This is a genomic window from Schlesneria sp., from assembly GCF_036405755.1.
GTDB classification, from domain to species: domain Bacteria; phylum Planctomycetota; class Planctomycetia; order Planctomycetales; family Planctomycetaceae; genus Schlesneria; species Schlesneria sphaerica.
Window position 1 is genome coordinate 1 of record NZ_DASWWZ010000672.1, and the last position, 8,112, is coordinate 8,112.

7 protein-coding genes are annotated in these 8,112 nt (G+C 57.2%); 4 read left to right on the forward strand and 3 right to left on the reverse strand.

The features are described 5' to 3' along the window. Nucleotides 1-376: 376 nt before the first annotated feature. The 4 genes from VGE80_RS22215 (at nucleotide 377) to VGE80_RS22230 (ending at nucleotide 4,734) form a co-directional block, all read left to right on the forward strand. Nucleotides 377-1,726, forward strand: coding sequence for a DUF1501 domain-containing protein (locus VGE80_RS22215; RefSeq protein WP_373649734.1), 1,350 nt, complete (start codon nucleotides 377-379; stop codon nucleotides 1,724-1,726). Between the two features lie 342 nt (nucleotides 1,727-2,068). Next, entirely contained in the window at nucleotides 2,069-2,818 is a 750-nt protein-coding gene (gene rnc / locus VGE80_RS22220; RefSeq protein ID WP_375314948.1) for a ribonuclease III, read from the forward strand. Between the two features lie 156 nt (nucleotides 2,819-2,974). After that, on the forward strand, nucleotides 2,975-3,361 hold the full coding sequence (locus VGE80_RS22225; protein WP_440594171.1) for a hypothetical protein: 387 nt from the start codon (nucleotides 2,975-2,977) through the stop codon (nucleotides 3,359-3,361). Nucleotides 3,362-3,408: 47 nt separating this feature from the next. Further along, nucleotides 3,409-4,734 (forward strand): ArnT family glycosyltransferase, encoded by a 1,326-nt coding sequence (locus tag VGE80_RS22230; RefSeq protein ID WP_440594172.1) that lies wholly within the window; start codon nucleotides 3,409-3,411, stop codon nucleotides 4,732-4,734. A gap of 114 nt (nucleotides 4,735-4,848) precedes the next feature. Here VGE80_RS22230 and VGE80_RS22235 read toward each other — a convergent pair whose 3' ends face one another. From VGE80_RS22235 to VGE80_RS22245, 3 genes are all read right to left on the reverse strand, one after another. After that, complete coding sequence (locus VGE80_RS22235; RefSeq protein WP_373649738.1) at nucleotides 4,849-5,577, reverse strand: CvpA family protein; 729 nt, start codon at nucleotides 5,575-5,577, stop codon at nucleotides 4,849-4,851. A gap of 88 nt (nucleotides 5,578-5,665) precedes the next feature. Beyond that, the gene (locus VGE80_RS22240; RefSeq protein ID WP_440594173.1) at nucleotides 5,666-7,489 is read right to left on the reverse strand and encodes a GspE/PulE family protein; all 1,824 of its coding nucleotides are present in this window, start codon (nucleotides 7,487-7,489) and stop codon (nucleotides 5,666-5,668) included. A gap of 200 nt (nucleotides 7,490-7,689) precedes the next feature. Next, a partial coding sequence (locus VGE80_RS22245) for a hypothetical protein (protein ID WP_440594174.1) occupies nucleotides 7,690-8,112 on the reverse strand: 423 nt, incomplete at its 5' end.

Sequence of the window (8,112 nt, forward strand, 5' to 3'; positions counted from 1 at the left end):
CATCCGGGGGGCGGTCGGTGCGAAGGTCCTGATCCAGAATTCCCGATGTATAAATCGTGGTCACCGAGTTGCGGCAGCAGAAATCCTGTTGACGCCGGAAATACCCCGTAATCGGTAGCAAGTCATTTTGAGTCAACGAACTATGTCGTTAATCGTCCTCACGGAAGGGGATTGCCCCCGCAGGTAGAATGGGGGAAACGGCAGAACGAAGGCGATTTGGAATTCGGAGCTTGACTGGTTCAATTTGAGTTTGTTAGGGTTATCGATAAGTCACCTTTGAAATCAAAGCGACCCGCCCTCCCCCCCGCCCGGCTGATTGCTGGCCGAGCGGAGAATCCCACCTAGGCAACAGTGAATTCGCGAAAGGAACGGCGTTATGCTCACGCTTTTCGGTAAAACAGCTAAGTACTGTGATGGGGTGACTCGTCGTAGCTTTCTGAAGATTGGCGGTTTTGCGTTCGGTTCGGCCGCCTCGCTCTCTTTGGCAGACGTGCTGCGCGCTGAGCAGTCCAAAGGAACGCATTCCCCTCATAAAGCGGTGATCAACATTTTCCTGGGTGGCGGAGCGCCGCATCAGGACATGTGGGATGTGAAAGTCGATGCACCGCGCGAGATTCGAGGTGAATTCGACCCGATTCGGACGAACGTTCCGGGAATCGAGATTTGTGAGCTCTTCCCCAACATCGCATCGATGATGGACAAGTTCGCGATCATCCGCTCGGTCGTCGGAAACGACGGCGCGCACGATGCCTTCCAATGCAACACCGGTTGGCAGCGTAACAGCATTGCTTCGGTCGGTGGCCGGCCGAACATCGGTGCGGTCGTTGGAAAGCTGTTTGGTCCTACCGATCCGGGTGTTCCCCCCTCGGTGGCATTGGCTGAAAAGACAGCACACGGGCCCTGGTCTGATCCTGGATCAGCAGGATATCTCGGCGCTGCTTATCAGGCCTTCAAACCACAGGGTGAAGGGACCTCAGATATGCGTCTGAACGGCATGTCTCTTGACCGATTGCAGGACCGCAAGTCGCTGCTGAACGGTCTTGATCTGCTGAAACGTGAAGTTGATGCATCGGGCATGCTGCGCGGGATGGACGCCTTCTCCGAAGCCGCCTTCGGCGTGTTGACGTCGAGCAAACTGGTCGACGCGCTCGATTTGAGTAAGGAAGATCCAAAGATCCGTGCACGCTATGGCGACGGCAAGCCTTACAAGTACCAGTACGACGGATCGCCGACGTGTAACGAACATCTGCTGATCGCCCGCAGACTGGTGGAAGCCGGGGTCCGTTGCGTGACACTTTCGTTCGGACGCTGGGACGCTCACTCGGCGAACTTTGACATGGTTCGCGATCATGGATCAAAGCTTGATCAGTGTGTCAGTGCTCTGGTTCAGGACCTGCACGAACGGGGCATGCTCGAAAATGTCACCGTGCTTGTCTGGGGTGAGTTCGGTCGAACACCACGCATCAATCCACAGGCAGGGCGCGATCACTGGCCACAGGTGAACAGCGCGTTGCTGGCCGGCGGTGGTATGCGAACCGGACAGGTCATCGGATCGACGAACCGTCTGGGTGAGTACGCCAAGGATCGGCCCGTTGATGTCCAGGAAGTCATCGGGACGGTCTATCGTAACCTGGGGATCGACCCCATGACGACAACCCTGAAAGATCCGACCGGGCGTCCTCAGTTCCTCGTGGACCATCGCGATCCGATTATGGAACTCGTCTGACCTCATCTGGCTCTCGCGCCAGGCTGAGGACGAGCTTCCGGTTTTAACGAGCACCGGCAGTCTTCCCCGCAAGGGAAAGGCTGCCGGTTGCCTTTTCCGGCTGGAAATGGTCGTCACCCTGCCGTCGATACCCAACCCTCAGGGGGTGTTCTGATGGTCAGTGACTGCGAGATCTGATCGAGGACGGTTGTTCGAAAATCGAGCTTCCGATTGACAGCCATCCCGGCACGAAATATAGAAGACAAGGAGCTTGAGATCAGGGGTAGTACGGATTTTCTTCCGTCCCACCTCAGATCCCGCGCTGGACGGTATCGTCCGAACCATCCGCGGCGGGGAACATTCATGTCTATTACTTCTATAACTTCTGATTTGGAAGATACGCTTAGCGCTTGTGAAAGAGCCCTCGACTACGAATTTCGGGATCGCTCTTTGTTGCTGAGATGTCTCACACACTCGTCGATTGCCCGCACCCGGCTCGATTCCAACGAGCGACTGGAGTTTCTCGGCGACGCGATTCTGGGGACCGTTGTCTGTGAGCTCTTGTTCCGTCGGTTCCCGGAGAAGACGGAAGGCGAACTGACCCGCATTAAATCGGTGGTCGTTAGCCGAACGATCTGTGCCAAATTGAGTGGTGAGCTGCGGCTGGGTGAGTTTCTGCGCTTGGGGAAAGGGCTGTCGGAGTTCGAGAACATCCCTGTTTCCGTGCAGGCAGCGGTTTTCGAATCGATCGTGGCCGGATTGTATCTCGACGGCGGGATGGATGTCGTCAAACCGTTCCTGATTCGACTGCTTGAGCCTGAAATCGATCGCACGATCGAATCGTCCTACGGGCGCAATTACAAGAGCCTGCTGCAGCAACTGGTTCAGAAGAATCAGCGCGGAACTCCGATGTATCAGCTCCTTGATGAATGCGGTCCTGATCATCTGAAGTGTTTCAAGATTGCGGCCATCGTGGGAACGGACATCTTCCCTCCCGCCTGGGGACCCAACAAGAAAGAAGCCGAGCAGCGCGCGGCCGAGAATGCCTGGTGCCTGCTTCAGGGGGAGTCGGCTCCCTTCGCCGCGGATGACGGGCCCTATACGGTCCAATGATCACGTGCTAATGAGCTCATTCCGTCAATAAGCCGGGAAGAAAAACCCTTGGGTGCCGCTGATCAGTTCGTTCTTGCGACCGAAATTCTGTAGGCTGTAGCGGGTCGTTGCTGCCTGACGGTTGATGTGGACGGATCAGTCACTGGAGAGTTCCTCATGCATGCTTGTGGGTCATTTTTGATTCGTTGTCTGGTTCCCCTGCTGCTGGTCTCCGTCGCCCAAGCGGAACCGCTCACACCGGCTGAGGCAGCGAAAAAGATCAACGAGAAAGTCGTTCTGCGGATGGAAGTGAAGTCGACAGGAGGGCGCGGTAACCGCTACCTCAACTCGGAAGAGGACTTCAAGAACCCGGCAAACTTCACCATTTTTATCTCCAAAGATGACCTCGAAAAATTCAAAAAAGCGGGCATCGAAAAGCCCGAAGAGCACTTTAAGGGGAAAGACGTCGAAGTGACGGGCACCGTCGTGTTGGAGATGGGAAAGCCTCAGATCAAGTTGAAAGAGCCTGAGCAGATCAAGGTGGTGGTGAAGGAGAAATCCTGAAGGCTCGTCGGTCGCATCCGGTTTTCCGATAAGAAAAGTAATTGTCCATGGATGCGTCTAAACAGCGTTCCCGCCCCGAAAGGTTGGGGCTCATCCTGCTTCTGATGCTGGCGGCGGGACTGCGTCTCGCCGTGATTTTGATGCATCCGGATGAACTGACACAAGACCGCGATGCCTACCTGGGGATCGCAACCGGCGTCGCACAAGGACGCGGATTCAGCAGTCCCGGTAGCACTCAACCGACAGCCTACCGGCCACCGCTCTACCCGCTGATGCTCGCTGCGGGACTGATGGCATTCCCCGCACCGATCGTAGTTGCCGGAATCAATCTGGTTGCGGGAGTGCTGGGGGTCTGGTTGACCGAGCGACTGGGAGATCTGCTGAAACTGGGTCGCAGTCGCTTCCTCGCTGCTGGGTTGGTGGCCGTTGACCCGATGCTGCTGCGTTATGTCAGTCAGCCGATGACAGAATCCGTCTGCACCCTGCTGGCGGTCTTGTGGATATGGTCTGCCTCATTGGCTCTGACATCCCCGAACGGCCGAGCCTGGTGCCGTTGGCTCTTCAGCGGCCTGAGTTTTGGGTTGCTCGTCCTGTGCCGTCCGACATTCTGGCCCATCGTCCTCTTCTGGTACGGTGGCAGTTATCTCGTCCATCGACGGCAGCGGTCTGACAATCGTGGTTCCGCCTGGGGGAGTCTGGCGTCGCAGTGGATTTGCGGTGCGACCGGAACGGCGTTGGTCGTTGGTCCCTGGATCGTTCGGAACTGGTGGGTCCTGGGGGTCCCGATTCTGACGACCACACATGGGGGATACACGCTTTTCCTCAGCAACAATCCTGTGTTTTATCAGGAAGTCGTTCAGCAGCCCTGGGGAACAGTCTGGCAGAACCAGAGCCTGACCGAATGGCAGGCGGATATCGAATCGCAGATTCAGCAACAACTGGGAGCCGAGGCGTCTGAAGTCGCGCGTGACAAGTGGTATTCACAGCAGGGGCGAAGAACGATTGCGGCTGAACCACAATTATTCGCTAAAGCAACACTGCATCGCGTCCGCAGCCTATGGAACACTGTTCCTCAAGGAGAGGCGGCTGAGCAGGTTTCAGGAAATCTGGTATTGGCGATCGGCTGGTATTACGGGGCGATTCTGATTCTTGGATTTTGCGGAGCGATCCTGATCGGGGCTGGACGAGGCTCGACGACGTGGCTACCCCTCTACGCGATGATCGTGACCGTACAATTGGCGCATCTGGTCTACTGGACGAATGCACGAATGCGTGCTCCACTGACCCCGGCCATCTCACTCTTTGTTGCAGGAGCGGTGTCGCGGAGCGTTCGTCCTCGCGAAGTTTCGCCTCCCGACCACGGTACCGAATAGGCCCGCGATGGAAGCGAAAGTGGTCAACATCGCGGGCCGTGATCGGACTCACCGGGGCCTGTTGCTCGGCGAACGAAACTCTTGGACGACGACGAGTGGAAAGCAGACATCCTGCTAGAAGCCGGGATTGCTGACCCCGCCGGGGCCCGTGGGTGGAGTGATCTGCTGAACGGGGGGAGCGGGAGTCGAACCGGCTAAATGGTTGCCGATTCGCTCACGACGTTGAGCATAGCGAATGGGAAACGAGGACCAGATGCGGTTCGGATAGGGCCGGGCCGGGTCACCGATCTTTTCGTATCGGCCGTCAAACGCGTGAACGACAACAATGTCCTGGTTGCCGATCTTGTCTTTGAAAATGGCTCGAGCAAGCGGCTTTTCAGAAACGTACTGCACGAATCCCAGCCACTGCCGGTCAGGAGCGTTGCCGAAGAAGTTGTCCCGCTCTGGTTTGAAACCCAGAAATTCACGTGGCAGAGGAGCGGTGTGCAGGGCGGTCAGGAAGATGGCCACGGTGAGATATCCGGTGATCGCTCCGAAACCCCACTTTCCCACGGTGTCGAGGATCGGGATGACTTGGATGTAGCTGGGTGCCAAATGCTCCGTTCCCATTCGCAGCGCGAAGACGAGCGCCGTGAACAGTCCGAGCAGTGCGACCACATCGGCGTAGTCGTCACCGACGATGCCGCGGATGGCGTTCGCCAGCGGCTCGAAGAAATTCATCGCCACAAGGCCTGCCAGCAAGGTGCACAAAAAGGTCTGTGCCGCGCCCCAGATCCCTTCGCTCGACACGAGCCAGGTGACGACCCCAACGACAACCAGCAGTGCAATTTCAATCAAAGACATGATGTTTCAGACCTGTTGACGTTGAACGATGTCGCTGAGTCGGCCGTGTTGTAACGCTTCGATGTCGCAGGCATTACACGCGAGCGGTTTACTTGACCACTCGCTGAAGCTCTTCGATGGATGTGGTTCCTTTCACGACCAGTCGCAGACCTTCTTCTTTCATATACAGCATGCCGTTTTTACGGGCTTCAGCTTTGATCGCAGACATGTTAGGTGACTCGCGGATCAAATCCCGCAGTCGGTCATTAATTACCAGCAGTTCAAAGACACCGACACGACCGACGTAACCGAGCCCATTGCAGGAAGGACAGGTCCCTTGTGAGCGGGTGGGTGGCCGGAAAAACTTATCGACCTTGTCCGCGGGAAGTCCGATCTTCTGAAGCAGGTCGGCGGACGGCTTGTAGGCTTCCTTGCAGTCTTGGCACAGTTTCCGCACCAGTCGCTGACCAAGAATCGCCGAGATCGAACTGGCCAGCAGGAACGGCTCGACTTCAAGATCGATCAATCGGAAAAGTGCAGCAATGGTGTCGTTGGCGTGAATGGTCGAGAACACCATGTGGCCGGTGTTCGCTGCCTGGCACGAGATCTTGGCCGTTTCGCCGTCACGAATTTCCCCGATCATGACCACGTCAGGGTCTTGCCGCAGAATGCTTCTCAGTGCCGTGGCGAATGTCTGGCCCGCCTTGGAATTGATTTCAATCTGCGTGACATTCGGCATTCGGTATTCGACTGGGTCTTCAACCGTGATGATGTTGTTCTCATACGCGTTGATTTCCTGCAGGGCGGCGTAAAGGGTCGTCGATTTACCTGCACCGGTGGGACCACATGTCAGGAACATGCCGTGCGGCTGGCTGACGATGCTTTGCATCTGTTCGACAAGCTGCTTCCGCATTCCCAGGTCGACCAGCGTCTTCGCAGTCGCTCCCTTATCGAGAATACGGATCACCATCTTTTCGCCACCCTGCAGACCCTGGGTAGCGACGCGGAAGTCGATGGTCCGTCCTTCCATCTCGGCACGGAAGCTTCCGTCCTGCGGCTTGCGCCGTTCGGTGATGTCCATTGCGGACAGAACCTTGAAGATGTTGACGAGGGCATCCCCCGTGCTGCGATCGAATGGTTCGGCGGGATACATCACGCCATCGATTCGCAGACGGACGGACATTTCCCCTTCTTTGGGCTCCAGGTGGATGTCCGTGGTGCGACGCAGGATGGCGTCGTAGATCAGTTCTCGAGCCGCGATGTAGCCCGATGAGCTTTCGACCTGCCGCGATCGATCGACTTCGCCGGCCCCTTTTCCTGACTTTCCGATCAGGCGAATCGGCGGTCCACCGGCGACGCTGCGTGCTTCCTTCGCATTCAGTTTGACCCCCAGTCGCGCCAGGGTTCGCAAGGCGACCGACTTGAGATGCCGTGGGGTCAGGATTTTTGCTGAATCCGGAACCCGTTTGTTTCGCTCAGAAGCGTAAATACCGAGCGGAATCCCGTAACCGGCGGTCATCGCCAGGAAGCTGAGGAGCCCACTGGGGGCACACAGCGCAAGGACGAATCCCGAAACCCCGGACAAGAGGACGACAGAGTTCCAAATGAGAGGACGAACTTTCAGGTCGTGAGCGTCCGTGTCGATCCAGTTCGCCGTCCAGACCCAAAGTACAAACAGCCCCAGCAGATAGACCAGCATCACATTGTGAAAATAGAACCCGCGCAGTTCCGGCCGCGAGGGATGGCTTCCGCGATAAAACCCGCCGGGGACAGGCGGGTAGGCATTCGCGTCTCGAACAGCGGTGCCGACCGGGGAGACGGCGGGTGCAGCTTCGGGCCCCTGAGCGAGCGCCTGACGCGAGCTGGTCAAACCGATCAGTGCTACCAGAATGAACAGGCAGATCGGTAGAAAAGCTGAGGGGGGTTTCATCATGGATCGCTGCTTGAACAGTATTCACTGAAAAACCGGATTCGAACACACCTTCAACGCTGCCACGCCCGTTCGCATCGTGCCCGAGGCCTCGATCACGCGAGCGGAATTTTGACACAAAGTCGTTTTAATATGCATCGAATACGGGAGTCACACCAAAGTTGCAACCCGATGAAGAAAAGTCCAATGTAAATCGCGCGGAATCATTCGGCTTCGCGGTGAAATTCTTCCCAGCGGCTCCAGGCGTAGGTCCACTCCATCCACATTCGCATCAGCGACCAAAGGAGACGCATCTTGGACAAATGAGTCGATGGAATACGGCCCGTGGATTCCACGGCGCTCCGGGCAGCGTCGGCCAGGCCCCAGCGTGTCCCGAGTGTGCGGCAGATGCCGTCGGCCGAGAGATCCGGATCAGAGTCGTCTTCGGTATACCCGGCCCCGTTCGCGGTCACGAACAGTTCGAAGAGCTCCTTCCGTAGCGGGTCGAGTTCCAGCGGCTTCGTTTCGCGTTCCGCCAGGAGGATGATTTCTTCGAGACGGTCGACAATCCTGGTGGCCAGATTGGAGGTTTCATTCAGAGAGGAGGACATGACCCGATCCTTAGCGGTGGAGAGACAAGGAAGCCG